The organism is Enterobacter sichuanensis (assembly GCF_002939185.1).
In the GTDB taxonomy this organism is placed as follows: Bacteria; Pseudomonadota; Gammaproteobacteria; order Enterobacterales; family Enterobacteriaceae; genus Enterobacter; species Enterobacter sichuanensis.
On the sequence record NZ_POVL01000140.1, the window covers coordinates 1 to 1,688 of the forward strand.

Annotated in this window: 1 protein-coding gene; it reads right to left on the reverse strand. The window is 55.0% G+C overall.

The features are described 5' to 3' along the window. Window positions 1–77 precede the first annotated feature (77 nt). Window positions 78–1,532: a multidrug efflux MATE transporter EmmdR gene (gene emmdR / locus C5687_RS24160; protein WP_120262340.1), complete on the reverse strand. Its 1,455-nt coding sequence runs from the start codon at window positions 1,530–1,532 to the stop codon at window positions 78–80. Between the last annotated feature and the right edge of the window lie 156 nt (window positions 1,533–1,688).

Below are 1,688 nucleotides of genomic sequence, written 5' to 3' on the forward strand. Positions count from 1 at the left end.
TATGCTCCCCCATGATGTCAAAGGCAGAATGCATATTTCCGATCGTTTGCCGAATTATTCTCCATTTCGCACAATTGTCAGGCATTCTGTCGCGGGTATTTCCACAACCAGCGCCCGCTGACCATGCGCCAGTAGAACAGCGCGCCGCGCACGGCCCAGTCGAGGAACATCCCCAGCCAGACGCCGATCACGCCCCATCCGAGCATCACCCCGAGCGTATACCCGGCAACGACGCGGCATCCCCACATGCCAAGCATTGAAACCCACATCGCAAAACGGGCGTCCCGCGCGCCTTTCAGACCGGCGGGCAGTACCCATGAGGCCGCCCAGATGGGCATAAAGGCCGCGTTGAGCCAGATGAGGATTTTAACGACCTCTTTCACGTCATCTTCGTGGGTATAGAACGAAGCCATCAGCCCGGCAAACGGCGCAGTGCCCCAGGCAATCAGCGTCAGCCCAATCGTCGACAGCCAGAACACGTGACGCAACTGCCGCTCCGCCTGGCCTATCTGCCCTTTCCCGAGCCGTTTGCCGGTAATGATGGTCGATGCCGACCCCAGCGCGTTACCCGGCAGGTTAATCAGCGAGGCAATGGAAAAGGCAATGAAGTTACCGGCGATAACGTCGGTGCCCATCCCGGCGACAAACATCTGCGTCAGCAGCTTCCCGCCGTTAAACAACACCGATTCAATGCTCGCGGGAATACCAATCCCCATGACTTCCCAGATAATGGCGAAATTAAAGGGGCGGAAATAGCTTTTCAGCGTAAGACGCAGCGAAGGCGTGATCCCCGCCATCAGCACCCCAATAATGGCCGCCGCACCGATATAGCGAGAAATGGTTAACCCCAGCCCGGCGCCGATGAACCCCAGTCCATCCCATGAGAACACGCCGTAGATCAGCACGCTGCTGATCATGATATTCAGGATATTCATTCCGCCGTTGATCAGCAGCGGGATTTTGGTATTACCCGCCCCACGTAGCGCGCCGCTGCCAATCAGCGCAATGGCTGCCGCCGGGTAGCTTATGACGGTCATCTCGAGATAGGTCAGCGCCAGGTCTTTTACCTCACTGGTGGCTTCCCCGGCGACAAAGTCGATAATCTCTTTACCGAAATAGTGGATCAGCGCCGCCAGAACGATCGAAAAAATAGTCATGATCATCAGCGACTGGCGGGCCGCCTCGCGGGCACGTTTGGGGTCAAGCTTGCCAAGGCTAAAGGCCACCACCACCGTGGTCCCGAGGTCTATAGCGGCAAAGAACGAGATCACCACCATGTTAAAGCTGTCCGCCAGCCCTACCCCGGCCATCGCCTCTTTCCCCAGCCAGCTCACCAGGAAGGTGCTCAGCACGCCCATTAACAGAACGCAGGTGTTTTCCAGAAAGATAGGCACAGCAAGCGGGGTGATTTCACGCCAGAACAGAACACGATAGCTTTTACGTTTTGCATACCATGGCGTGCGCGTTATCGCCTGGCGTAAGGAGGCAGTGACGTTCAAAATGGACCTTAGCGAGAAAAGTTGAAACTCCATTTCAAATGATGGGGGACAAATGCTAATCCTGCAAAGTATTTTCCTTAAAAAGATGTGTGGATTTACAACAAACTGATGACAGAATCAGCAATCAGTCGTTTTTCTCTAAGATCAGGTTTGACAAAACTTTTTTCGCCGCTAAGATAAGCCTCCACA